Raw genomic sequence first — 24,357 nt, forward strand, 5'->3', positions numbered from 1 at the left:
CCTTATGGTTTGGCCGCAGGGGCAGGATCGGCGGAAGTGTCGCCCGACAACTGGGCAAGCAATGCTTCCGGCTCCACGACACCCACTAGGCGGTTGTTGTCGTCGGTTACGGCGATGGGGAGCCCAGAACTCGCGGCACCGTAGAGCTCGTGAAGCGCGGAGCCTCTATCTGCGGTGGGAAAATCGGACTGGATGGCGTCGGCAAGGGTCGCGTCATCGTCGCGCGAAGCGGCCATGGCGTCCTGGTAGGTCACGACACCGGCAATCTCCTCGCCATCGAGCACGTAGAGGGCATTGCAGTTGGCATCTTCCATGCTCTGCATGGCCGTTTCCGAGGTGTCCGTGCCCAGTTGCAACACGACCGGGTCCGCGGAGGATACGGATTCGGCTGTGAAGACGCGGCCGCGGTCGATGTCCGCCACGAAAGCGCGGACATAGTCATCGGCAGGCGTGTCGACGATTTCCTGCGCCGTGCCGATCTGGACAATCGCGCCATCCTTCATGATGGCGATGCGGTCGCCCAGCAGAAGGGCCTCGTTCAGATCATGGGTGATGAAGATGATGGTCTTGCGCAGCTTTTTCTGCAGGCGCAGCAATTCATCCTGAACGTCGCGGCGGATCAGCGGATCGAGTGCCCCGAACGGCTCGTCCATGAGCAAAATCTCAGGATCGGTTGCCAGCCCACGGGCAAGGCCTACTCGCTGCTGCATACCGCCGGAAAGCTCCGCGGGCGTGCTATCGGCATAAGCGGCCAATCCGACCTGCTCCAGCGCCAGTTCAGCGCGCCGGCGGCGCTCGGCGGCAGCAATGCCCTTGATCTTGAGGCCATAGGCAACATTGTCGGCAACGCTCATATGGGGGAACAGCGCGAAATGCTGAAACACCATGGCGACCTTGTTGCGGCGCACTTCGCGCAGGGTTGCCGGCGAACACGATGCGATGTCTTCCCCGTCGATGAGGATGCTGCCACTTGTCGGCGCAATCAGCCCGTTCAGGGTGCGCACGAGGGTGGACTTTCCTGAGCCCGAAAGGCCCATGACCACGAAAATCTGGCCTTGCTCCACATCGAAGCTGGCGTTGTCGATACCGACCGTATTGCCGGTAGCTTCGAAGATTGCCGCCTTGCTGTCCCCCGCCTGGAGTCGATCGAGCCCTTCCCGGGCGTTGGGTCCAAAGATCTTGGTGAGGTTTTGTATCTTTAACTTGGCTGTCATGTACTCGCAAATATGGTTCTGGGCTTATAACTGAACGAAAGCCCATAGTTCTTTTGTGTTATAGTTGGCGCGCAAATAGAACAGGCGCACTTGCCCAACAGCAATGCGCATGCAACGCGTCCCGATCGTCCTGATTTTGGCGCAGCCTATTACGTACGACGGCCGAGATCAACCCATTGTGGCAATTTCTGGACTTTTGGACACCCGGAAGGACCGCATCATCTTCCATCCAAACAGCCACGAAGACTGGTTTCATAGGGGGTTACGGCCACTCGCGCACCGAGCGATCTCAGGTGCGTCGGCGCGGCATTGCGGAGGGTGGAATGGGGATTTCAGCAGCAGGTTGGGCCAGTGAAATTCTGCTGCGGCCGGATTCACCGGCCGATCAGCAGTCAGAGACTCAACAGCCGTTCAGCGACTTTGGCACATTGAATCCGAATATCCGGGATGGCTTCGATCTCGAAGAATTGGCCCCGGGTCAGCGGACCTACGGCCAGCAAGTCCACGGACGGAGAGCCGTCGCGGTCCACCAATTGGCAGTCCGGCGAAACATCGAGACCAATGTGGAGCGCATCCGGACGGGCGATTCCGCGTCCGACGAGATCGCGCACGACGGCGTTGGAGCTTGTCTCGACATTGACGCTGACGCCGCCGCAATCATAGACCCGGGCGATATCAACAGTCTCGCGCCCTGACGTGCCGCGGCGGCGGATGGTGGCCTGCGCCCCCGTACCCGCGCTCGCGACGCCGAGAAACTCGGCGGCCACAAGCCGAACCTGGCCCCTGGCTATCGCATCGCTCAAACGGTTGTGCAATTCAGGCGGAAGACGATGACGGAGAATGTTCCACCACGGCCGCAGGTGGCGGAGAAACTGGCGGCGGGTGTGTTCCGGCCAGCTCTGCCAGATGCGTTGATTGTAGGGCCGCAGGCCATCCACAACGCTGCGCCAATCACCGCCCTCGGCTTCCGTCTTCCGCACCAGATTGCGTGCCCAACGCGTGATTTTCGTCAGGCTGGCGCCGAGAGGCACTTCGCTGGGATCAATGACGAGGGGCTGCACGTCGCGATGACCCTTAGGCAGCAGTCCATTGCGCGACACCACCATGATGGGACCACGGTGATCCGCCTCGGCAAGGGAAATCCATGCATCAACCATGCTGAGGCCCGACCCCAGAATCATGACCTCGGCATCAGTCGGCAGCGGCGTGTCCTGCTCCGAGCCGACGCGAACAGCGATGCCGCGACTGCGCGCGGCCTGGGTTTCGTGACCGACGGCGAGCACTACACGGTTGCTGGGAATGCTGGTGCCATCGCCCAGGACTGTCTCGATTCCGTCGACTCCTTGGCGGACAGCAATAGCTTCATCCGAACGCACCACGAGGCGGCCGGGACGCGCCTGCCCCGCAGTCTGCAAGACGTCTTCCAGATAGACGCCGTAAAGCCGCCTCGGCACGAACACCCAGGAGCCCTGCGGGCTCGGATAGTCGCGCGCCTGCAGCCAGCGCCAGAAATGATCCGGCTCGTCGGCAAAGGCACTCATCCCCCGCGCAGGCACATTGACCCGGTGGTCGCGGCTGGTTGCCGAATACGCGAGCCCCTGCCCCACTTCTCCCCGACGTTCGATCAAGGTGACATGCACGTCGCGTGACTGGTCGCGCAGCAGGTGAGCAGCGAGCAAAACGCCGCTGGCGCCGCCGCCAATAATGGTGATTGAACGTGGCTCGGGAGCAATGCTCATGATTGACCGTACTTCCAAGATCGGCGCCCGGGGAATGCTGGACTGGCCTGTGTGGCCGTGGTTCTGCCTAGCAATCTGATCCGGATTGTAGCGTTTGGGAACTACTAGGTTCTACACATCGCCTCGACAAGGCAAATCTGTTCCGCCACTTGTCGCTATGCGAACGGTAGCGCCAGTGCAATCGATTGCACAAGCATTTTGCCTGCGTTATCTGGCTGGTCGGAAACGGCCGAATGGACGGCCAGAGGAGCCTTCATGTTCTCAGTTGACCGCAAGGATTTTGGCCCTGGATTTACGTTCGGCGTTGCTACGGCGGCCTACCAGATCGAGGGTGGACAAGACGATGGTCGCGGAGCATCCATCTGGGACAGCTTCTCTTCGACGCCGGGGAACGTCCACAATGGCGATACGGGCGCCGTGGCGTGCAACCACTACGAACTTTGGCCGCAAGACCTTGATCTCATTCGCGATGGTGGCTTCGATGGCTATCGGTTTTCGTTTTCCTGGCCGCGTTTGATTCCCGAAGGCACGGGTGCCATCAACCCGGCGGGGGTGGACTTCTACGATCGGCTGATCGACGGCATGCTGGCGCGCGGCATCAAGCCTTATGCCACGCTCTATCACTGGGACCTGCCGTCGGCCCTGCAGGACAAGGGCGGCTGGATGAACCGGGACATCGCCGGCTGGTTTGCCGACTATGCTGCCCTGGTTGCACAGAAATTCGGTGACCGCCTGCAGGCCACCGCCACAATCAACGAACCTTGGTGCGTCGCCTTTCTCAGCCACTATCTGGGCATCCATGCACCCGGCTATCGCGACGTCCGCGCCGCTGCCCGTGCGATGCATCACGTGCTGTTCGCCCACGGAACCGCCATCGATGCACTGCGTGCGAATGGCGCCAAGAACCTGGGCATCGTGCTCAATCTGGAGAAGGCCGAGGCGGCCAGCGACAATCCTGAAGATCTCGCGGCCATGAACATGGGCGACGCCGTTTTCAACCGCTGGTATCTGGGCGGGATCCTTAAGGGGCAATATCCCGAAGACGTCACGACCTGGTTGGGCGATAATCTGCCCAGGGACTACCAGAGGGACATGGAGGTGGTATCGCGGCCACTCGACTGGCTGGGTATTAATTACTACACCCGCGGCATCTACCGCGCCAGCACGGATGGCAGCCGTCCGTTCGAACAGATCAAGGGCGATCTGGAAAAGACCGATATGGGTTGGGAAATCTACCCCAAGGGGCTCAGCGACCTGCTGGTTCGCGTCTCTAACGAATACACAAAGATCCCGCTCTACGTCACCGAGAACGGCATGGCCGAAGTGGAAGGCGACGACGATCCTCGCCGCGTCCACTATTACGACGATCACCTGAAGGCGGTGCTATCGGCTCGCGCACAGGGAGCCGACGTGCGCGGCTATTTCGCCTGGTCCCTGCTCGACAATTACGAATGGGCCGAGGGCTACAACAAGCGCTTCGGCATCGTGCATGTGGACTATGAAACCCAGCAGCGCACGCCGAAAGCCAGCTATCGCGCGTTTCAAGGCATGCTGCACAATACGCGATAGGGCCCACCAGGAAACGGCGCAGCCCGCACTTTTCATCCGGGGCGAGAAGGCGTTGTTGCGAGGCGTACGAGCACGAATCGAGGCACCGCTATTAACCTACCTCGCCGGCTCTTCCGGCGCGAGCGAACATGGCGGGTGTAGGATGGCGGAGAGGAAGGGATTCGAACCCTCGAGACAGTTTCCCATCTGCGCCCTTAGCAGGGGCGTGCCTTCGACCACTCGGCCACCTCTCCGGCACCGGGTGGATAGCTGTGAAGTGCCCTGTGTTCAAGGCTTATTTCGCTGCCCGTGAAATTTCCCCGGAAATCACCCGTGCGGTGCCCTGCAGAACCTTGGACGAACGAACCATCCACATGCGATGAGCTGCGTACAAATCCCGTACAGACCCGTGCTCTTATGTTCCTGGGCCGCGCTTAACAGGTGGTGCGAACCCGTGCCACCACCAATCACCCCTGTTGGGCATTGATCCCCTGCATTTTCCGATGCTCTTTCGCCAATCCATTTCGAAGTTAGCCATCCTTGCGGACGCGCTGCGATCCGGATCTATGAACAAAACACCTGCGCACCTTGCAGTACGCGCTAAGGCCAGCCATTTCGACTTACTGGCCCTGGTACAATCCAACAGCCTTCCTTTGACCATGAACGCATCGGATACATCGGTTATCGCACGTTAGGAGCAGCCGATGACACCTCACTTCTTTCCGATCTTAGCCGTCGGCGTGGCACTCGTAATCTCCGGATGCACCAACACTGCCCCGCCCGTAGCTCAACAGCCTCCCCCGGCGGATTGTGGCGCGTCTCTACTTCAGGACAAGGTCGGCGAGCCTGTCGCCGGCAGCTCGGCGGCAGATGCAACTGTAGGTGGCGTTCCGGTCCAGTCCAAAGGCGACGTGCGGGTGATTGCCCCCGGCCAAGCTGTGATCCAGAACTACAGCGAGTCACGTCTTAATCTTGAAACCGACGGATCCGGGAATTTGGTGCGCGCAACTTGCGGTTGACCTCTCCCGCGCACCTGATAGCCCCAGTCTTCCTGCATACTGCGCAGATAACGACGTTGCCCTAGCAGCTTCGAACAATTTGGCCAGTCATTAGAGATGTGTCACGCTGTTCCTGCTACGATTCCCACATCAGGAGGAAACCATGGGATTTGACGGCGTCGGAATAATTGGAGCGATCATTATTGGAGGCATTGCTGGCTGGCTCGCTGGCAAGGTCATGAATACCAGTACTGGCGTGCTCATGAACATCATTCTGGGCATTGTCGGCGCCATCGTTGCCAGCATCCTGCTCGGCATCCTTGGCGTCTCATTCGGTGGCTGGATCGGTTACTTGATCGCCGGCTTCATCGGCGCCTGCATTCTCATCGCTATCGGTAGGGCTGTATCAGGCAGACGCGCATAGCTACCAAGCAGGCCGGGCACTTTCGCGTGTCCGGCCACGCGCAAACGTGTGGCGGACCGATGGAGCGCTGCTGGGGTCTGGGGAGTCCCCCGAACCCAGCGCGAAGCCGAATAATCAGCGCTGATTAAACAGGATCTTTTGGGCGTCCTTGTCCTTGCTGAGATCGGACGAGGGCGTTTCCTTGCCCAGGGCAAGACCGCGAGCGACGGCCGGACGGGCGTTGAGGCGCTCGATCCAGGCCAGGGCATGGGGGTATTCTTCCCGGGTGATGCCGTAGCGCTCCCAGGATTGTGCCCAGCCGATGGACGCGATGTCGGCGATAGAATAGTCGCCGGCGATGAACTCCTTGCCCGCAAGCTGGGTGTTCAGCACGCGGAACAGGCGATGGGTTTCATCGGTATAGCGTTTCTGGGCGTAGGGAATTTTTTCGGGCGCATAAACGTTGAAGTGGTTGTTCTGACCCAGCATGGGGCCGAAGCCGCCCACCTGCCAGAACAGCCACTCGTCGACCTTGACCTGGGCCCGTGCGTCGGTGGGATAGAACTCACCGAACTTGAGGCCGAGATATTTGAGAATCGCCCCCGACTCGAAAATCGAGATCGCCTCGCCCCCCGGACCTTCCGGATCAACGATAGCCGGGATCTTATTGTTGGGAGAGATAGCGAGAAACTCAGGCGTGAACTGCTCGCCCTTGCCGATATCGATGCGATGGTAATTCCACGGAACACCGAGCTCTTCGAGCATGATGTGCACTTTCTGCCCGTTTGGCGTGGGCAGGGAATAGGCTTCGATCGGCTTGGTCTGGGTGGTCATGACGTCGTCCCGTTGCTGTGACTTCGCCAACTATATCGGGCTTTAACGATGAAGGGCAAGGCGAGTGCCTTGCCCTTTTTTGTCAGCGGCGATGCACAACCATTTGCGGCTTGCCATTGCCCCGCAGGGCTGGCGAGATGCCTCGGGCATCAACGGTTGCGACCACGCGGTGCCGGTAGGCGGCGAACATGAAGGTGGGCGTAACATTGACTGGCTCGTCAAAGTTCACGGTGATCTTGAAGTGCTGCTGATCGCCCAGCAATTGCACGCCAATCAGAGTGCCCTCGAAGGGCTGCTCAAGATAGGTGCCATGCACGTGTTGGCCGACCTGGAACGGCGCGAGAGCGCGGTCGGGCAGGCTCGCGCGAGCCGTATTCCAATCGCGAAAGCCGTGTGCTCGCGCGACAGCCTCAAGGGCTTGTGCATGGCTCACGGCTTCGCCAGTGCCGGAACGCTCAACGCGCAAGGCCTTGGCTTCGGATTTCAGGGTCTGGATAGATTGGGTATCGAGGGAAAACGACATAACGGGTCTCTCATTTGCATGAGACGCCTCAAAACATGGGAGCTCGCTTTGCCATGACGCGCCTTGCAAAGATGAACCGTGGTTCGCTTCTTTCGCCTGGACTGGACTTCACCATCGGAATTGCTTCCGGCGAGCGGCGGGTGCCAGTAACCTGAAGCGCCATATGCCCTCGTGGGCACAATTTGTCAATGTCGCGATCAATTGGGGTGATGGCCCGATTAGACAAATGTGTTGGGCGTAGGCTGCATCTGAGGCTATGGGCTTGGGTGCACTTGGGCGTGGATTCCCGCATTTGCCGGAATGACGCGGTGGTTGAGGAAGCCGTGATGGTTGAAACTCTGTTCCTGTTCCTGGCCGGCCTGTTGGGCGGGGCGGTCAATTCGCTGGCGGGCGGTGGCTCGTTCATTGTTTTTCCCGCGCTGTTGTTCGTGGGGGTGACGCCGGTGGTCGCCAATGCCTCGAACACCTATGCCGCCCTGCCCGGCTACGCCAGCGGAGCGTTCGGCTACTGGCAGGCCATGGCGAAGTACAAGGACCGGCTGGTTCTCTATGGGATCGTGGCGGCCGTATTCGGCTATATTGGCGCGGAGCTGCTGCTCGTGGTGTCCGACGAACAGTTCTCGCTGGTAGTGCCTTGGCTGATGCTGTTTGCGGTGCTGCTGTTTGCCTTCGGCAACCAGATCAACGGTTTCGTTGCCGCGCGGGGTGGCGGGCGGCGCGGCATGAAGATGGCGGGAACGGTGCTGCTGATGGCGTTTCTCGCCGGCGCTTGCGTTTATGGCGGGTTCTTCAACGCCGGGCTTGGGATTTTGCTGCTGGCATTTCTGGCCACCGCCGGGTTGAGCGACATCCATGCGATGAACGGGCTGAAGCTCTATGTGTCAGCCATCGTGGCGCTGGTAGCCGTAGCCCGGTTTGCGTTCAACAATTCGATCGACTGGTATCACGGCTCGATAGCCTTGGTGGGCGTGGTGATCGGCGGCTATGTGGCTGCGAAGAACGCCCATCTGATACCAACCCTGTGGATCCGCTGGGCCGTGATTGTCTACGGGGTGATCATGACCGCGTATTTCTTTTGGGGAGCGTATGGCGGGTAGGCCGGCACATCCGAACGCATGGCGGCGGGCGCTTTATGGCGTTGCGCATCGGATCGTCACCCTCGGGCTGACCCGAGCGCACTGCATTTGCCAGAGCTTGATGGAAGTATAGAGCCCTCGGATCAAGCCCGAGGGTGACGGCCGGTGCTGGGTAGGCTCAGCGCTACTGATCCGCCCGCCTGATCCACACCGCTGCATCGTGGAAGGTGGCGCCGCCGAAGGGGGGCGCGGGGGTGGCGTTGGTGAGGGTGTTGATGCCCTTGCCCCCGCGATGGGCCTTGTTCTGGTGCAAACCTTCGGCGATCAGAACGCCTGTGGGCAGGCCGGGGCGGATGCGGGCGGTTAGGTCAACCGAGCCACGGCGATTGCCGAGCGTCACGAACTGACCTTCCTCAATGCCGAGCCGCTGCGCGTCTTCGGGATGAATAAAGACAGAGGGTACACCCTCGCGCTTCTGACTCCCGGGCGTTTCGTTGAACGTCGAGTTCAGGAAACCGCGCGCCGGACTGGTCGCCAGACGGAACGGATGCGCCTCGTCGGTGGGCTCGTTGATTGCCCAGTGATCGGCAAAGCGAGGCACCTCAGCGGGGTCGCAGACCCAGAGATAGCCCTTCTTGTCGGCGACCGTCTGCCAATCGGGCTGGAAGCGGAAGCGTTTGTCAGGCCAGGCGAAGCCGTCCGCAAAGCGGGCAATGTGGTCGGGCCGTTCGCGGTCCACGAAGCCGGTCTTTTCCACCTCCTCGATCGGCGGATAGTTCGAGCGGCGGAAGGTTTCGGCCACTACCTCGCGATCGCGGGTCTTGAAAATATCGTCTTCGAGCCCGAGGCGCAGAGCCAGGGCGTTGATGACTTCGTGGTTAGACCAAGTCTGGCCGGGGCGCTGGATAACGGCGGGGCCATAGAGGACGCGGGTGTGGCCGCCGCGTGTGTAATAATCGTTGTGCTCCAGGAACATGGTTGCCGGCAGGACGATATCGGCGAACTCGGCCGTTTCGGTCATGAATTGCTCATGGACGACGAGGAACAGGTCCTCGCGCGCGAAACCGCGATGGGTCAGCGTCTGGTCCGGCGCGACCGCTGCCGGATTGGTGTTCTGGATGATCATCGCCTTGACGGGCCCACCACCCTTGAGGGCATTGGCATCGCCGGTCAGGACCGGGCCGATCTCGGACATGTCGAGCCAGCGCGGATCGCCCTTTTGGAGGGCGTTGCCGACGATACGCGACTTGTCGAGCGCCCAGGTGCCCGAGTTGGAGTGGAAAGCACCGCCGCCGCGATGCTGCCAGGCGCCGGTCATGGCTGGGATGCACAAGGCGGCGTGAATGGCGGTGGAGCCATTACGCTGACGCGTAAAGCCATACCCCAGCCGGAAATAAGAGCGCGGCGTGGTGCCGACCAGATGAGCGAAGGCGGTGATCTGCTCGACCGTGAGGCCGGTGATTTCGGCAGCCCATTCGGGGGTGCGGCTGGCAAGATGCGCTTCGAACTCGGGGCCGAAATCGGTATACCTCGCCATATAGGCGCGGTCGGCCAGACCATCGCGCAGCAGCACGTGCATAACGGCGACGGCAAGCGCTCCATCGGTGCCGGGACGCAGGATGAGGCCCATATCGGCCTGCGCCATGGTGGCGGTTTCGTAGATGTCGATGACGACGATCTTGGCGCCGCGCTCCTTTCGGGCGCGCATGGCGTGGGTCATGACGTTGACCTGAGTGTGCACCGCATTGGTACCCCAGATCACGACGCAATCGCTTTCAGCCATCTGCTCGGGATTGACGCCGCCGAGCATGCCGGTGCCGGCGATGTAGCCCGGCCAGGAGGTGCCGGTGCAGATCGTCTCGTATTGCCGGGAATATCCCATGGCGGCGCGCAGGCGATCGATCCCATCGCGCTGCACATGGCCCATGGTGCCTGCATAGTAATAGGGCCAGATGGCTTCGGCGCCGTGCTCAGCCTCAATCTCTTTGAAGCGGGCAGCGATCTCGTCGAGGGCTTCGTCCCAGCTGATGGGGACGAATAGGCCCGAGCCTTTGGGGCCGGAGCGTCGCAGCGGCTGGGTCAGGCGGTCGGGATGGTGCACACGCTCTGCATAGCGGGCGACCTTCTCGCAGATGACGCCGGCCGTATAGGGATCGTCCTTAGCACCCCGCACGCGGCCAATGGTGCGTTCGTCAATGATGTCGACATCCAGCGCACACGCGGAGGGACAATCATGCGGACAAACGGAGCGGACTGTGCGCAGGACGACGGGCTTGTTCATGGGCCAAGACTATCGGAGCCAAGGCCGCCACTCAAACGAATTGGCGTGATGGCTGACATTCATGCGGGCGATGGGGGCGACTTCGGGATGACAGCACATGCTGGATCGTCAACCTTGGGCTTGCTCCAAGGGTACTGCCTTATCGAGCCAACAGAAAAGTACTGAACCCTCGGGTCAGGCCCGAGGGTTACGCGCGGTGGTGGGATGCGGTGGTGGGCGGATCATGCTCCCAAACCCACGTCGGATCTACAGCGTAGCGAACGCCTTGGTTGAAGTCTCGGCGTTGCGGCGCGCGCGGTTGGTAGCGTGGATGGCCAGTTGGGCAGCGCCGGAGTGGAACTGCGAGAAGGTCACCTTCTCGGCGCCCTGCGTGGCGATTGTGATGCCGCGCCAGTTCGGGCGAACCGAGCGAACGTCGGACCATGCGAGACGGGTCTCGCGACCGAACGCGGTTCTATGCTCAAGGATGGTGTTGTTCCAGCGCACCTTGGTGAAGAGGCCGCACAGGCCGATGCCGAAGGCGCCCGCGCCGAGCAGGAGCGATGCGGTAAAGGTGGCGATCATCTGGGTCGGCTCGACATGCTTGGTGCCCCCGATGAAAATCACTGCGGACATCAGCACGACCGAGAGGGCAGCGGCACCGTAGCAGGCGAAATATTCAACCATGGACGGCCGCAGTTCGGACCAGCCGTCGATCTGCACGGCTTCCTCGCCCTGGATCAGGCGCAGGGCCAGGAAGGCGGCGTAGCCAAATGCAACGACGCCGGCGGCTCTCGCCAAGGGCAGGCTTTCCGTCCAGGGAACGTGCTTGAGCACCAGAAGGGCTATGATAACGAATAGTGGCACAGCCACTTCCTGCCAGCGCAAGGGCACTATTGCTCTCCAATGAATTCTGGGGGCCGGTGACGCGGTTCGGCGGGTTACATGAACCGGAATCTAGCAGCCGAGCCGGATTTCACCATTAACAATTTGGCGAGCGGGCGCAGAGAGGTGGAACCCATGCTTTTTTGCCACACCAACGGCGGGCGGCATTGCTCCCAAGAAGATTCAGGTTTGCCAGACAAGCTGCTGACAAACCTGGATATTATTCAGGAAAGAATCTTGAGACCCGCGATGCCGGCGACGATAAGGCCGATGCAGGCGAGGCGCCCGGCCGTTGCGGGATCACCGAACAGATACATGCCGAGGAGTGCCGTGCCGACTGTCCCGATGCCCGTCCAAACGGCGTAGCCGGTGCCAACAGGCAAATCACGCAGCGCAAGGCCCAGCAGGATCACGCTGATGATCATCGCGATGACTGTCAGTACAGTCGGAACTGGTCGGGTGAACCCTTCGGTATATTTGAGGCCGATAGCCCAGCCCATTTCGAACAAGCCGGCAATAGCGAGATAAACCCATGCCATGGAATTCTCCTTGTGGTGGGTCGTCCCAGCCGATGTGGATGAAAGCCGCAAGGTCGTCCATGCGCAGGAGATATATAGGCTGACGCGCCTGGAAGGTGAAGTGTCCCGAAGGCAAAACCGATGGTCCCCGTTTGCATCACTAGGCCGTGAAACTTTTCGGACTCCGGTTCGTAGCTACGCGCGAACCAGAGTAAGTTGCAGTGCCTGATTATTACCGCGCCGCCGTCAACGAGCCCCTCGATAACGTCGTTCTGGCGAAAATATCCGAACTGCCCGAGGGGTGGCGCTGCGTGGTGAGCTGGCTCCTGCCGCAACCTGGACTGCGCACCTTCAACCCCACGCGATCAGACCCCGACGCACCCGGCCAGGCACTGCCCTATGCGCAATTCCTGCTCGATCATCTTGACGCCGACCGGGTGGTTGTGGATCTGGATGATGGCGTGGAATGGAACCCTGCCTGGGGCGCGCTCCTCGGGTAAAGCAACCCTAGCGCAAGTCGCATAGAATTGGGATGCACCAAGTAGACCTCATCCTGAGCTTGTCGAAGGACGAGGTTGTGGCACCCAAGCCCCCACTCGCTCGACCCTGGGTCAGGCCCGGGGCAGGCTCTCGTGGTTCGACAGGCTCACCATGAGGTCTCAAGGCCAGGAGCGCGAGACCCTACCTCAAAACCGCAATAGGCGCGCCTGAGGCGGCGGCGGCCCCCTGCTCCTCGCCGTCGATCTCGGCCTGTGGCTCCTTGCGGAGCGTGGTGGCGAGCGGGATTTCGCGGAGCAGGAAGCTGAGGCCGAAGGCAAGCAGTGCGGCTGCGGCTGCGGTGAGAAAGACCGGGTGCAGAGAGGCGGTGAAACCTTCCAGAACCTGGTCACGCACCGAGTCAGGGAGTGCTGCAATGGCCTGGGCATTGAAGGCCCCGCTGCCCTCCGGCAGGGCCTCGCCGATGCGGGCGGCTATGCCGGCAGAGAAGATCGCCCCGAACACGGACACGCCGATGGAGCCGCCGATCTGGCGGAACAGCGTGTTGCCCGCCGTGGCGACGCCGACCAGAGACTGCGAGACCGCATTCTGGGTCGCGGTGACGCCAACGCTGTTGACCGGCCCAATGCCGATGCCCACGAACAGCATATAGATGCTGACCTGCCAATCAGGCGTGCCCAGTTGCATGGTACCCAGCATAACCAGAGCCACCGTTAGCAGCGCAGTGGAGATAGTGGGCAGGATCTTGTAACGGCCGGTCTTGCTCATGATGAAGCCCGAGAGCGTCGATGCGCCGATCAGGCCCACCATCATGGGCACTAATTGCATGGCCGACGCCGTGGGCGACACACCCTTGGCGATTTGCAGGAACATCGGCAGGAAGGTGATCGAGCCGAACATCGCCATGCCGACCAGAAACCCCACGGCGTTGGACACCAGGAACACATTGTTGCGGAACAGTTGCAGCGGCAGCACCGGTTCTTCGGCGCGGTGTTCAACCCAGATGAACGCCGCAAGTGCAGCGGCCGCAAGGACAACCAGGCCGATGATCTGCGCCGATAGCCACGGGAAGGTATTGCCGCCAAGACTGGTAGCGAGGACGAAGGCCGAAAGGGTCGAGGTGAGCAGCACGAAGCCCATATAGTCGATCTTGTGCGCGACACGGTCCGGCTTGGGCTTGAGCGCGAAGCCGATCACCACCAGAGCGAGTACGCCGAGCGGCAGATTGATCAGGAAAATCCACTGCCAGCTGAGATGCTCGACGATAAAGCCACCGAGCAATGGTCCAACCACGGTGGACACGCCGAACACGGCCCCGAAAATACCCTGGATCTTGCCGCGTTGCCGCGGAGGAATGATGTCGGCTACCACCGTCATCGCGACGACCATGAGGCCACCGCCTCCCAGACCTTGCACGGCGCGCGCGATGATCAGGAAGGTCATCGAGTTGGCGAAGGCCGATAGCAAAGCACCGCCGAGGAAGATCACGATGGCGGTCTGCAGCACGATCTTGCGGCCATAAAGGTCGCCCAGCTTGCCATAAATCGGGGCGACGACCGTCGAACTGAGAAGATAAGCGATTACGACCCAGGTCAGGTGGTCGAGCCCGCCGAGTTCGCTGACGATGGTGGGCAGTGCCGTGGACACGATGGTCTGGCCGAGCGAGGCCAGCAACAGGGTGACGGCGACAGCGCCGATGATGAGGCCCACCGATTGCGCCTCTGGCGCATCAGCGGATTGGGTCGTTGCAGGCATGGGAGAATCCTTTGACCAGCAGGCAGCGTGAACAGAATGCGCGCTTGCGGTATATTGTTTCGCACCATATATGTGTCGGACACATTTGCATGTCAACAGCACGCAATTGCTCTACGCACGCAATTTCAGGATAACAGCCATGCCCCATTCCGGCGGCGAAACCGCTATCAGCGCCCTGCTTCATAAAGCCGGAATTGCGCCCCAGACTGCCGAGGCGGCTGTCGCTATCGATGCGCTGCTGCAAAATTGGCGGCGCCGGGCCATGCGGCGCGAGCTGGGTCACCGCGCGCTCCAGGACCTCAAGATCGACCTGGATCTGGCGCAGCTAGACGTACTGGTTTCGATTCGTGCGCCTGTCGACGAGTTTGGCGACAAGGCTGGCGGGGAAACCATGGTGGCGAGCGTTGCCGAGCGGCTGGGGATCGATCCCTCCCGCGCCAGCCGCCTTGTGAGCGAACTGGTCGATGCGGGATATGCCAGGAGGGCAGCGAGCCAAGCGGATGCGCGGCGCACGATCATCGAACTGACATCTGCTGGAGAAGCGGTGATCGATGCAGTGCGGGCATACAAGCTGCTTATCATGGGTGATTTTCTGAGCGGATGGGACGCTGGGGAGCTCAGCAAATTCGTACCCATGCTGCACAAGTTCGGCCACTGGTCGGAGCATACCGACGAGGGCGCGCTGAAGTTCGCTGAGGATATCGCGGCACTAGCGCGACACACTGCGATGGCGACACGCAAGGAACTGGCCGAGTAGAAACGCAAATACCCCGGAACGAACCGGGGTATTGTTTTTGGTGGAAGCGGGCAGCTTAGCCGGCGAGCGGGACTACGTTCCCCGCCCCACTCTTGGAGCCGAGCAGTTTCTTGATGTTGCGGGCGGCCTGGCGGATGCGCTGTTCGTTTTCGACAAAAGCGAGGCGAATATATTGATCGCCATATTCGCCGAAGCCCACGCCGGGGGCGACACCAACACCGGTTTCCTTGATCAGCAGCTTGGCAAATTCCAGCGAGCCGAGATGGGCGAATTGCGCCGGAATGGGCGCCCAGGCAAACATGGTGGCCCTGGGCACCGGAATGTCCCAGCCAGAGCGGGCAAAGCTCTCCACCATCACGTCGCGGCGGCACTTGTAGACCTTGCGGACTTCCTCGATCACATCGTCACGGCCATTGAGCGCGGCCGTTGCGGCAACCTGGATGGGGGTGAAGGCGCCGTAGTCCAGATAGGATTTGACGCGCGCCAAGGCCGCGATCAGCCGTTCATTGCCCACGGCAAAGCCGACGCGCCAGCCGGGCATGGAATAGGTCTTGGACATGGAGGTGAATTCGACAGTGATGTCGATGGCGCCGGGCACCTGGAGCACGGATGGTGGTGGCGCATCCTCGTCGAAATAGATCTCGGAATAGGCGAGATCGGACAGGATGAAGATGTCGTTGGCCTTACAGTACTTGACGACCTCGGTGTAGAAATCGAGGTCGGCTGTGTAGGCGGTCGGGTTGGCGGGGTAGTTGAGAACCAGCGCGATCGGCTTGGGGATCGAGTGCCGGACGGCGCGATCGAGCGAGCGCATGAAATCTTCGTTCGGATCGGCCGGCATGGAGCGCACGACGCCGCCGGACATGATGAAGCCGAAGGAGTGGATCGGATAAGTCGGGTTGGGCACCAGCACCACATCGCCCGGCGCAGTGATGGCTGAAGCCATGTTGGCGAAGCCTTCCTTGGACCCAAGGGTCGCCACGACTTGCGTATCGGGGTTGAGCTTAACGCCGAACCGGCGGCCGTAATAGCTGGCCTGGGCCTTGCGCAGGCCAGGAATGCCGCGCGAGGTGGAATAACGGTGGGTGCGCGGATCCTTGACGGTTTCCTGCAGCTTTTCCACGATATGGGCGGGTGTCGGCATGTCCGGATTGCCCATGCCCAAATCGATGACATCGACACCTTCAGCGCGGGCCTTGGCCTTGATCGGGTCAATATGGGCAAACACGTAGGGTGGCAGGCGGCGGATGCGATGGAATTCTTCGCTCATGTTTTCCTCGGTGGTCCTCTGAGGACCTGAACTGGACCACGACGCGCTTAGTCCGAAGCGCCAAGCCTCTCTTTTGAGGCGTCGATTATCGCGGAATTATGGTTGTGAACGGGTTAAGCGCCGGCAATTGGGCGCTACATCGATGTTCGGCTCTTCCCCGCCCCATTGGGGCCATCGGGAAGAGCTAGCGGGCGTTCGCCCGCGCCACCGCGAAGGAAACTGCAGACACCAAATTGCCGGCGAGCGAGGCTCCAACCAATGCAAATGTGTACAGCGACGGCATGTCTCTTGCCCTTCAGAAGCGTATTTTGTATGGAAACCAGCTAACGATTAGGCCGTTCATAAAACCTGGCAGTGGTATTGTAAATGGTCCGAAGGACGCCAACCTTCGTGATCAGAACGGCGTAAGTGAGGTTTAAACTTTGAAGCGCATTGCCCTCGTCACGATCGGCACGCAAGGCGACGTTCAACCCTATCTGGCTCTTGCCATTGCCCTGAAGGACCGCGGTTACTCGGTTGTCCTTGGCGCATCGGAAGAATTCCAGGACATGGTAGAAGGTTACGGCATCGAGTTTCACACGCTCGGCCCCTCGATCCAGAGCTTCCTGACCCAGCAACGGTTCGAGAATGCGATGAGCCAATCCATGCTCATCAACGGCCCTTCCCTATTGCGGCAGGGTCAACAAATCGTTGATACAGCAGCCCGCCACGCTTGGAACATGTGCCAGGGCGCGGACATGCTGATTCTCAACATGAACACGAGCTTCGGCATCGATATTGCCGAAGCGCTGCATATTCCGGCCATCATGGTGGCGCTGCAACCGCTCAATTCCACCAGCGAATTCCCGCTCTGCATCTATTACGGCGCGGATTTTGGACCGGCGTTCAACAAGCTGACCTATACGGCGATGACCGTGCAGCAGATCTATTACAATCTGCCCCGCAACAAGCTGCGCCGCGAATTGATGGGGCTGGATGCTCGCAAGAAGGGTGGCTTCTTCCGCAATACGGACGGCACTTCGCTGACGACACTCTACGCGTATTCGCCGGTGGTTTCACCGCGCCCGCGCGATTGGCCCAAGAGCGCGATTGTCACAGGTTATTGGCAGCTCAAGGATCGCACGGACTGGCAGCCATCACGCGAGTTCCAGAAGTTCCTCTCCGAAGGCGAAGCGCCAGTCTATATCGGCTTTGGCTCGATGCCATTCGGCGCAGAGCGCAATACGCGCATCCTCAAGGAGGCCGTCGCCATGTGGGGCGGCCGTGCCGTGGTCGCGCGCGGCTGGGGCGGGATCAATCCGAAAGACCTGCCCGACACCATTTTCGCCATCGAAAAAGCGCCGCACGACAAGCTGTTCAAATATGTTTCGGCGGTGGTTCACCATGGCGGCGCCGGCACGACTTCGGCGGGGCTCCATCTGGGCCGCCCGACCTTCGTGGTGCCGCAGACGGTGGACCAGCCTTATTGGGGACGGCGCGTGTTCGAGTTGGGCTGCGGGCCCAAGCCCGTGCGGCTGCGCAAGCTCACCTCCGAGATTCTCGCCGGGGCGCTGGCGGACCTCTCCGCCAATCCGAACTATCGCCGCAATGCTGGTGAGATTGCCGAGCAGTTGCATGGCGAAGACGGAACGGATCGAGCGATCAAGGTGATCGAGCGCGTGATGGCAAACTACGTGCCGCGCATTCCCAAGGAAAAGAAGATCCGCAAGGTAAAGCCGGCTTTGAAGCTCGTCGGGTAACGGTATGCCCCCCGTGGTTTGAGGCTCACCACGAGGGCTGATGTTGCCAGAGGCGGTGCGCGCGAGGATCGATACGCCCAGCCCCATCACCCGTTGTGGCAGACGTACTCAAGATTATTGCCGTCCGGATCGATGACGAAGGCGGCATAGTAGGTGGGCGTGTAGTGCGGACGCAGGCCCGGAGCGCCATTGTCGGTGGCCCCGTTCGCCACCGCCGCGGCATAGGCGCCGTCAACGGCGGCACGATCACCGGCTACAAAGGCGAGGTGAATTTGCCCGCACGGGCTATCGCCAGCCTCGCTGATCCATAGGTCTGGCTGCTCGCTACCAAGCCCAACGACACCTTCGAACTGCATCATTATCTTGTAGCCGAGCGGGCCAAGAGCCGCCTGATAAAAGGCCACCAGGACGTCGAATTGCTTGCTGCGCAGGCCAACGTGGTCAATCATCGGATATCTCCAGAACGAGGAAAGGGGCGGAACACCGTCCGCCCCTCTGCTGCTAGAGCCCGATACTGACAGGCCGTGTCAGCAGCTTTATTCAGGCCGGCACTGCGTCCTTCACATCGAGTGCCTCGATGCTTTCGCCACGATCATAGACCGCCTGGTCAAGGATGCCCTGGCGCTTTGCCACGATGGTGGGGACCAGCGCCTGGCCGGCGACGTTGACCGCCGTGCGGCCCATGTCGAGGATCGGATCGACCGCCAGTAGCAGGCCCACGCCTTCGAGCGGCAGGCCAAGCGTGGAGAGCGTCAGCGTCAGCATGACGGTAGCGCCCGTCAGGCCGGCGGTGGCAGCGGAGCCGATGACCGACACGAAGACGATCAGCAGGTATTCCTGCAGGCCAAGCTGGATGCCGAAGAACTGCGCCACGAAGATCGCGGAAATTGCCGGGTAGATCGCCGCGCAACCGTCCATCTTGGTGGTGGCGCCAAGCGGCACCGCGAAGGCTGCGTATTCACGCGGTACGCCAAGGTTCTGCTCGGTGACGCGCTCGGTCAGCGGCAAAGTGCCGATGGATGAGCGCGAGACGAACGCAAGCTGGATGGCAGGCCATGCGCTCTGGAAGTAACGGATGGGGTTGAGCCCATGGGCCTGCAGCAGCACCGGGTAGACAACGAACAGCACGAGCGCCAGCCCGATATAGATAGCGGCCGAGAACCAGCCCAATTGGGCCAGTGCATCCCAGCCATAAACGGCAACGGCGTTGCCGAGGAGGCCGATGGTGCCGATCGGGGTCAGGCGAATGACCCACCACAGCATCTTGTGCACGATCTTGAGGAAGGAGCGGTTGAACGCCAGGAACGGATCGGCAGCCGGTCCGACGCGCAGGGCGGCGACGCCCACCGCGATGGATACGACGAGGATCTGCAGCACGTTGAAGTTGAGGCTGGTGCTGGCCGAACCATCAGTCAGCCGCGTGGAAGCCTGCAGGCCCAACACGTTTGCCGGGATGATGCCCTTGAGGAAATCGAGCCAGGAGCCAGTGGACGATGGCGCCTTGGCTGCGGTTTCAGCAACGGCGGTGTGAATGCCGGGCTGGATGACCAGGCCAAGCGTGATGCCGATGGCAACGGCGATGAGTGCCGTGATGGCGAACCACAACAGGGTCTGCCAGACCAGCTTGGCGGCATTGTTGAGCTCGCGCAAATTGGCGATGGAAGCAACGATTGCGGTGAAGACAAGCACCGGCACCAGTGCCCGCAGCAGCGAAACGAAGGTGGAGCCGACGGTTGACAGCGTCTGGGTCAGCCAGTTGGCGCTGCCAGCGGCATCGGGGCCCATCTGGCGCGCGATGTAGCCGAGGACAAGGCCGATGACCATGGCAGCCAGCACCTGGAAGCCAAAGCTGCGATAGAATGGCTTGGGCGCCCTTGAGACCCGAGCAGGAGAAATCGTGGTGGGAGACATGTCGTACCTGTGAATGGGAGGCCCACGCCTTTAATTCAAGCGAAGTGCCTCGAAATTACCCACAATCTACGCCGAGCCGGCGGAATTCTCTGCGTACGGAATTGCGTTGTCACGGAGCTCTAGAAAAATTTTCTGCGGCTTAATACAGTTCCGGGCAATAGCTATGCTGTCGAAGGACTGCGGGTCGCCAGGGTTGCGAAGCCGGCCAGGATCGCCGGCACAAAAAGTGCGATGGCAAAGGCAATGGTAAGCAACCCCATTCCGACGTCGAACCAGGCCAGCGCCACAAGGCTCGCACCAGCCAGGCCATAGCCAAGACCACCTGCCCGATGCACAAGCTTCCAGGCGCGGTCCCCCGGCACCGGCCAAGGCATGCGCAGGCCGGCATAAGTGTGGCGCTCGGCTTCAAACAGCACAATGCCCAGCACGAACAGGGCCGCGCCGAGCCCGAAGCCGGTCACCCGGATGAAATCCAGATCCGAGCCGATGCCGGTCAGCAGCAATCCAAGCTGGGAGGCGGCGACGACCAGCATCAGCAGGGTCAATACCGGATCGAGAATATGCTGCGATTTGGCGAATTGGTTCTTGGTGAGGGCCCGGCCCAGAAGAAAGAACGCGGTCAGCAACAGGGCCTGCAGGAGCACCGCAACGGGCAATGCCAGATCACGGTGCCAGAGCCAGTCTGCGCTGCTGCCGCTCCAATGAGCCGGATAGGCGTATTCGGCGGGAACGCGCAGGAAGGCGACGCCGGTAATAGCGATGGTGACGGCCAATACCAGCAGGTGGAAGCGGGTGATCAGGAGCTGCATGAAACTCTAGATTGGTCTTGGGGCGCCAATCGCAACCCCTTCTCATCTGTGCGGCGGAGCAAAAAGAAAAGGGCCAGTTTCCTGGCCCTTTGCAAAAATCGTGATCCAGAGCTTAGCGCTTGGAGAACTGGAAGGACTTGCGGGCCTTAGCCTTGCCGTACTTCTTGCGCTCGACGACGCGGCTGTCGCGGGTGAGGAAACCACCCTTCTTGAGGACAGGACGCAGGGCTGGCTCGAAGAAGTTCAGCGCCTTGGAGATGCCGTGACGGACGGCACCGGCCTGGCCGGACAGACCACCACCGGCAACAGTGACGACAACGTCGTACTGGTCGGTGCGTTCGGTCGCGACGATAGGCTGCTTGACGATCAGCTGCAGAACGGGACGCGCGAAGTAGGTCGCGAATTCGCGGCCGTTCACGGTCACTGTGCCCTTGCCTGGCTTGATCCAGACGCGGGCAACGGCGTTCTTGCGCTTGCCGGTTGCGTAGGCGCGGCCCTGGGCGTCGAGCTTCTGGACGTGCACCGGAGCGGTGTTGACGGCCGGAGCGACGGTGGAGGTGCCGAGGTCTTCGAGGGAGTTGATGGTTTCAGCCATATTACTTCACCCGCGCATTCTTGGGGTTCATCGCAGCAACGTCCAGCTTGGCTGGGTTCTGCGCTTCGTGAGGATGCTCAGCGCCGGAGTAGACGCGGAGGTTCTTGAGCTGGGCACGGGTCAGCGGGCCGCCAGGCATCATGCGGCGGACAGCGTTCTCGAGTACGCGCTCGGGGAAACGACCTTCCAGCAGTTCGCGTGCGGTACGGTCCTTGATGCCGCCGGGGAAACCGGTGTGCCAGTAGAACTTGTGCTGGTCCAGCTTGCGGCCGGTCAGCTTCACCTTGTCGGCATTGATGACAACGATGTTGTCGCCCATGTCCATGTGAGGCGTGAAAGTTGGCTTGTGCTTGCCGCGCAGGCGGCTGGCAATGATCGAAGCAACGCGACCCACGACCAGCCCTTCGGCGTCGATCAGGACCCACTTCTTTTCGATCTCGCTCGGTTTTGCCGAGTAAGTGCTCATGCTAGAATTCCCTAAAATTCTTGGGGCTTGCCAGCTTCATCGGAGGAGAAAGCGGCATGTTCGAACGGTCGTGTATGAGGGATTCTCGACCCCGTCAAGTGGCTGTATTTTATCCAGCAAAAACAAACACTTATCCATACGGTATTATTTTACCGTAATTCCAAGTGCGTTTGTCTTCGTCATATCAGCCAGGTAGGCGCAGATGGCGGAGGCCAGGATGAAGGCGAGCCCCTGATGGCCGACGGCGAGGTCTATGTTGATCATGGACAGCAGCGTCGCGATGCCCAGCGTTACCTGGCCGACCACCAGCACGGCGATGACGCCCATCCAGCGGTGCACGCCCCCCAGCCCTGCCCCACGAATCTGGCGGAACAGCATCACGAAGGTCACGATGGTGATGATATACGCGAGCATGCGGTGATTGAACTGCACCGTTAGGCCGTGTTCGAAGAGACTGCGCCAGGTGGGCTCGTAGGCGCCCAGCCCGTCGGGGATGAACTTGCCTTCCATCAGCGGCCAGGTGTTGAAACCCATGCCCGCGTCGAGCCCGGCTACGAAGGCGCCGGCCGCGACCTGCAGCACCAGCAACAACAGCAGGATGGTAACGGACGAGATATTGCCCTTGGTCACCTGCCCTTCGGTGCGATCAGGCCGCATCCGGCGGGCAACCCAGACGAGCGCCAGCAGCAGCAGCAGCGCTGCGGTCAGGTGCGCGGCAAGGCGATATTGTGAAACCGATGTCAGCTCGGTAAGGCCGGAGGAAACCATCCACCAGCCAAGTGCCCCCTGAAAGCCACCCAGCACGAACAGGCCCACCAGCGGCAGGGCCATGTCGCGCGACAGGCGGCGCTGGAACAGAAATACGAGGAAGGGAATCGCGAACGCAAAGCCGATCATGCGGCCCAGGAAGCGGTGTCCCCATTCCCACCAGAAAATGCCCTTGAAGTCCTCAAGGGTCATCCAGTGGTTGTACACTTCATACTGCGGAATGAGTTTGTAGCCCTCGAATTCGGCAATCCAGTCGGCCTGGGAAAGGGGCGGAATGATGCCAGAAACGGGCTTCCAGGTGGTGATCGACAGGCCGGACCCGGTGAGGCGCGTCATGCCGCCGACCATCACCATCACGAGCACCATAGCCGCGAGGGCATAAAGCCAGATGCGGACGGGGCGAAGCCGGTCGGTGGCGTAGCTGATCTGGCTGAGTGCGGCGTTTTGGGCGATAGTCACGGCAGTTTCCTGGTGTCGGTCGGCGACGGGGAGTGGTATGCCCGCTTACCTTATCCCGCAATAGACCCGTTGCCGCACATGACACAGCGTAACCGCAAGTTGATTGGTGTTTTCCTGATCCTGGGCTCGATCATGGCTTGGGTGTCGGTGTTCACCTCAGTTTACCTGGCTCTGCCCGCGGGCCTGCCGCCTTGGGTGCTGCTGCCTTATTTCGTGGTGGCGGGGATGGGGTGGCTGTTCCCCGCGATGTGGATTATCCGCTGGATGGCCAAGCCGGAATAGCGCACTCAGCCGGTGAGCTTGCCCATGGCCGAGAAGATCGCACCGCTAGCAAAAACATCGACATAGCGGCGGGACTGAAACAATCCGTTGAGGGAAACGCGCGGCAGAGCGTGCGGATTGGCGGCGTGGTGTGGGTAGAGCCCGCCCGGCCTTGTGGTGACGGCGGACTTGAAACCAAGCTCCCGTGCCAGGGCGAATTCGCGCTCGCCGGCCGATAGTGGACCGCCCAGCGGGTAGGAGAAATGGGCCGGCCGCTCGCCAAGCTGGGCCACAAGCACATCAGCGGATTGCTTCATTTCGCTGCGAGCATGCTCCGGGGACAGCTTCGATAATTCGTAGTGATGCACGGTGTGTGCTCCGATTGTGCACAGCGGATCTTCGGCAAAGAGGCGCACTTGCTGCCAGTCCATGATCAGATCGCGGCACTGCTTTTCGAGATCGTAGCCATAGGCAGCGGCGAAGCTGCGGACCAGCTGAACGCGATCGGCCTCCGGCATCTTGCGCATCTGCCAGTAGAGCGTGTTGAAGGCGTCGGTTTTCTCCGCCACAGTCAGCGTTTCGACGTAGTCTTTCTCGCCGTTGGTCGTCAGGGCGATCGCCTGCTGGTGGGTGATGATGTCCTCGATGGCCTGCCACCACAGCTCCCCTACCCCATCCACGAGAGCGGTGGGAACGTAGAGCGTGAACGGCGCCTCCTGCCGGTGCAGGATTGGCAGAGCGTATTCGAGATTGTCCTTATAGGCATCGTCGAAGGTCAGGACGACGAAAGGCTTGCCCTTGCCCGGCGCGGCGAGCCGCTCCAGCGCTTCATCGAGCGAAACGATATCGATACCCAGATCCCGCAGGCGCTCGATGACGTATTCGAGGAAGTCGGGTTTCACCTGAAGGATGGCGTTGGGCGCAAAGTCCTCGGGATCATCGGGCAGGACGCGATGCAGCGTAAAGATGACACCGCGCGACTTGGACAAGGCGCGAACGAGGCCCGGCAGGCGCGAAAGCCAAAGGGCCTCGAACATGGCCCTTATGGCAGTGTATTTCAGCGACATGACG

General features: G+C 61.1%; 24 protein-coding genes and 1 tRNA gene. 8 read left to right on the top strand and 17 right to left on the bottom strand.

Annotated elements, in window-relative coordinates:
* Positions 1 to 2 precede the first annotated feature (2 nt).
* Both C8264_RS05835 and C8264_RS05840 read right to left on the bottom strand, forming a co-directional pair.
* Positions 3 to 1,214, bottom strand: a complete 1,212-nt coding sequence (locus C8264_RS05835; RefSeq protein ID WP_108460041.1) for a quaternary amine ABC transporter ATP-binding protein — start codon at positions 1,212 to 1,214, stop codon at positions 3 to 5.
* 392 nt (positions 1,215 to 1,606) lie between these two features.
* Positions 1,607 to 2,953, bottom strand: coding sequence for an FAD/NAD(P)-binding protein (locus C8264_RS05840; protein ID WP_108460042.1), 1,347 nt, complete (start codon positions 2,951 to 2,953; stop codon positions 1,607 to 1,609).
* 255 nt (positions 2,954 to 3,208) lie between these two features.
* Between C8264_RS05840 and C8264_RS05845 the strand changes: the two genes are divergently transcribed.
* Positions 3,209 to 4,522 (top strand): GH1 family beta-glucosidase, encoded by a 1,314-nt coding sequence (locus C8264_RS05845; protein WP_108460043.1) that lies wholly within the window; start codon positions 3,209 to 3,211, stop codon positions 4,520 to 4,522.
* A 143-nt stretch (positions 4,523 to 4,665) separates the two neighbouring features.
* On the opposite strand, the gene C8264_RS05850 is transcribed toward C8264_RS05845, so the two are convergent.
* A tRNA-Ser gene (locus C8264_RS05850) sits at positions 4,666 to 4,755 on the bottom strand.
* 450 nt (positions 4,756 to 5,205) lie between these two features.
* On the opposite strand from C8264_RS05850, the gene C8264_RS22895 reads away from it, so the two are divergent.
* Together C8264_RS22895 and C8264_RS05860 are read left to right on the top strand one after the other, a co-directional pair.
* Positions 5,206 to 5,520 carry an I78 family peptidase inhibitor gene (locus C8264_RS22895; RefSeq protein WP_108460044.1) on the top strand — a complete coding sequence of 105 codons (315 nt, stop codon included), beginning with the start codon at positions 5,206 to 5,208 and terminating at the stop codon, positions 5,518 to 5,520.
* 142 nt (positions 5,521 to 5,662) lie between these two features.
* Entirely contained in the window at positions 5,663 to 5,923 is a 261-nt protein-coding gene (locus C8264_RS05860; RefSeq protein WP_108460045.1) for a GlsB/YeaQ/YmgE family stress response membrane protein, read from the top strand.
* A 114-nt stretch (positions 5,924 to 6,037) separates the two neighbouring features.
* On the opposite strand, the gene C8264_RS05865 is transcribed toward C8264_RS05860, so the two are convergent.
* Positions 6,038 to 6,736: a glutathione S-transferase N-terminal domain-containing protein gene (locus C8264_RS05865; RefSeq protein WP_108460046.1), complete on the bottom strand. Its 699-nt coding sequence runs from the start codon at positions 6,734 to 6,736 to the stop codon at positions 6,038 to 6,040.
* A gap of 82 nt (positions 6,737 to 6,818) precedes the next feature.
* On the bottom strand, positions 6,819 to 7,259 hold the full coding sequence (locus C8264_RS05870) for a glyoxalase superfamily protein (protein ID WP_108460047.1): 441 nt from the start codon (positions 7,257 to 7,259) through the stop codon (positions 6,819 to 6,821).
* Positions 7,260 to 7,585: 326 nt separating this feature from the next.
* Between C8264_RS05870 and C8264_RS05875 the strand changes: the two genes are divergently transcribed.
* On the top strand, positions 7,586 to 8,356 hold the full coding sequence (locus C8264_RS05875; RefSeq protein WP_108460301.1) for a sulfite exporter TauE/SafE family protein: 771 nt from the start codon (positions 7,586 to 7,588) through the stop codon (positions 8,354 to 8,356).
* Between the two features lie 163 nt (positions 8,357 to 8,519).
* Here the strand turns inward: C8264_RS05875 and C8264_RS05880 are convergent, their stop codons facing one another.
* The 3 genes from C8264_RS05880 to sugE all read right to left on the bottom strand — a co-directional run bounded on the left by C8264_RS05880 (position 8,520) and on the right by sugE (position 12,019).
* On the bottom strand, positions 8,520 to 10,616 hold the full coding sequence (locus tag C8264_RS05880) for a molybdopterin-containing oxidoreductase family protein (protein WP_108460048.1): 2,097 nt from the start codon (positions 10,614 to 10,616) through the stop codon (positions 8,520 to 8,522).
* A 246-nt stretch (positions 10,617 to 10,862) separates the two neighbouring features.
* Positions 10,863 to 11,489 carry a hypothetical protein gene (locus C8264_RS05885; protein ID WP_108460049.1) on the bottom strand — a complete coding sequence of 209 codons (627 nt, stop codon included), beginning with the start codon at positions 11,487 to 11,489 and terminating at the stop codon, positions 10,863 to 10,865.
* 215 nt (positions 11,490 to 11,704) lie between these two features.
* Positions 11,705 to 12,019, bottom strand: a complete 315-nt coding sequence (gene sugE, locus C8264_RS05890) for a quaternary ammonium compound efflux SMR transporter SugE (protein ID WP_108460050.1) — start codon at positions 12,017 to 12,019, stop codon at positions 11,705 to 11,707.
* Positions 12,020 to 12,219: 200 nt separating this feature from the next.
* Between sugE and C8264_RS05895 the strand changes: the two genes are divergently transcribed.
* The gene (locus tag C8264_RS05895; protein WP_108460051.1) at positions 12,220 to 12,498 is read left to right on the top strand and encodes a hypothetical protein; all 279 of its coding nucleotides are present in this window, start codon (positions 12,220 to 12,222) and stop codon (positions 12,496 to 12,498) included.
* A gap of 181 nt (positions 12,499 to 12,679) precedes the next feature.
* Here the strand turns inward: C8264_RS05895 and C8264_RS05900 are convergent, their stop codons facing one another.
* Positions 12,680 to 14,251 carry an MDR family MFS transporter gene (locus C8264_RS05900; RefSeq protein WP_108460052.1) on the bottom strand — a complete coding sequence of 524 codons (1,572 nt, stop codon included), beginning with the start codon at positions 14,249 to 14,251 and terminating at the stop codon, positions 12,680 to 12,682.
* A 139-nt stretch (positions 14,252 to 14,390) separates the two neighbouring features.
* Between C8264_RS05900 and C8264_RS05905 the strand changes: the two genes are divergently transcribed.
* Positions 14,391 to 15,008, top strand: coding sequence for a MarR family winged helix-turn-helix transcriptional regulator (locus tag C8264_RS05905; protein WP_162783478.1), 618 nt, complete (start codon positions 14,391 to 14,393; stop codon positions 15,006 to 15,008).
* A 55-nt stretch (positions 15,009 to 15,063) separates the two neighbouring features.
* Here the strand turns inward: C8264_RS05905 and C8264_RS05910 are convergent, their stop codons facing one another.
* Positions 15,064 to 16,278: an LL-diaminopimelate aminotransferase gene (locus C8264_RS05910; protein ID WP_108460054.1), complete on the bottom strand. Its 1,215-nt coding sequence runs from the start codon at positions 16,276 to 16,278 to the stop codon at positions 15,064 to 15,066.
* 422 nt (positions 16,279 to 16,700) lie between these two features.
* Between C8264_RS05910 and C8264_RS05915 the strand changes: the two genes are divergently transcribed.
* A complete protein-coding gene (locus tag C8264_RS05915; RefSeq protein ID WP_108460055.1) occupies positions 16,701 to 18,017 on the top strand; it encodes a glycosyltransferase in 1,317 nt (438 codons plus the stop codon).
* A gap of 86 nt (positions 18,018 to 18,103) precedes the next feature.
* On the opposite strand, the gene C8264_RS05920 is transcribed toward C8264_RS05915, so the two are convergent.
* The 6 genes from C8264_RS05920 to C8264_RS05945 all read right to left on the bottom strand — a co-directional run bounded on the left by C8264_RS05920 (position 18,104) and on the right by C8264_RS05945 (position 23,025).
* Positions 18,104 to 18,466, bottom strand: coding sequence for a VOC family protein (locus C8264_RS05920; protein ID WP_108460056.1), 363 nt, complete (start codon positions 18,464 to 18,466; stop codon positions 18,104 to 18,106).
* A 91-nt stretch (positions 18,467 to 18,557) separates the two neighbouring features.
* Complete coding sequence (locus C8264_RS05925; protein ID WP_108460057.1) at positions 18,558 to 19,928, bottom strand: dicarboxylate/amino acid:cation symporter; 1,371 nt, start codon at positions 19,926 to 19,928, stop codon at positions 18,558 to 18,560.
* A gap of 161 nt (positions 19,929 to 20,089) precedes the next feature.
* The gene (locus C8264_RS05930) at positions 20,090 to 20,737 is read right to left on the bottom strand and encodes a hypothetical protein (RefSeq protein ID WP_108460058.1); all 648 of its coding nucleotides are present in this window, start codon (positions 20,735 to 20,737) and stop codon (positions 20,090 to 20,092) included.
* 112 nt (positions 20,738 to 20,849) lie between these two features.
* The gene (gene rpsI, locus C8264_RS05935) at positions 20,850 to 21,332 is read right to left on the bottom strand and encodes a 30S ribosomal protein S9 (RefSeq protein ID WP_108460059.1); all 483 of its coding nucleotides are present in this window, start codon (positions 21,330 to 21,332) and stop codon (positions 20,850 to 20,852) included.
* A 1-nt stretch (position 21,333) separates the two neighbouring features.
* Positions 21,334 to 21,798, bottom strand: a complete 465-nt coding sequence (rplM, locus tag C8264_RS05940; RefSeq protein ID WP_108460060.1) for a 50S ribosomal protein L13 — start codon at positions 21,796 to 21,798, stop codon at positions 21,334 to 21,336.
* A gap of 144 nt (positions 21,799 to 21,942) precedes the next feature.
* Positions 21,943 to 23,025 (bottom strand): COX15/CtaA family protein, encoded by a 1,083-nt coding sequence (locus C8264_RS05945; protein WP_108460061.1) that lies wholly within the window; start codon positions 23,023 to 23,025, stop codon positions 21,943 to 21,945.
* Between the two features lie 12 nt (positions 23,026 to 23,037).
* Here C8264_RS05945 and C8264_RS05950 point away from each other — a divergent pair, with 12 nt between their 5' ends.
* Entirely contained in the window at positions 23,038 to 23,307 is a 270-nt protein-coding gene (locus C8264_RS05950; protein WP_162783479.1) for a DUF2842 domain-containing protein, read from the top strand.
* Positions 23,308 to 23,312: 5 nt separating this feature from the next.
* On the opposite strand, the gene C8264_RS05955 is transcribed toward C8264_RS05950, so the two are convergent.
* Positions 23,313 to 24,353, bottom strand: a complete 1,041-nt coding sequence (locus tag C8264_RS05955; protein ID WP_108460063.1) for a polysaccharide deacetylase family protein — start codon at positions 24,351 to 24,353, stop codon at positions 23,313 to 23,315.
* Between the last annotated feature and the right edge of the window lie 4 nt (positions 24,354 to 24,357).

Source organism: Devosia naphthalenivorans (genome assembly GCF_003056355.1).
GTDB lineage: Bacteria > Pseudomonadota > Alphaproteobacteria > Rhizobiales > Devosiaceae > Devosia > Devosia naphthalenivorans.